Below are 243 nucleotides of genomic sequence, written 5' to 3' on the forward strand. Positions count from 1 at the left end.
CGGCATCAATTAACTGCGAAGACGCACGTTTTGTATCACTGGCCGATCACTCCATCGACAGCACTAAATATGATTCCATGCTTGCGCAAAGTTTAGCAGCTAAATGGGGCAAAACCGCAAGCTTAAATCATGAGCGATTAACCGATTTACTCACCGATTTAGACAACCAATCTGCGCGTATGCCAAAAGGCAATATAAAAGCTAATTTAAAAACAATTCAAAAGCTGGGTGAATTTACAACCT

1 pseudogene is annotated in these 243 nt (G+C 41.2%); it reads left to right on the forward strand.

What is annotated here, in order from left to right:
• Positions 1 to 243: pseudogene (locus tag CWB78_RS18735) on the forward strand (enoyl-CoA hydratase/isomerase family protein); the annotation flags it as partial.

The sequence above is a fragment of the Pseudoalteromonas sp. S1612 genome, from assembly GCF_005887175.1.
Classification (GTDB): domain Bacteria; phylum Pseudomonadota; class Gammaproteobacteria; order Enterobacterales; family Alteromonadaceae; genus Pseudoalteromonas; species Pseudoalteromonas undina.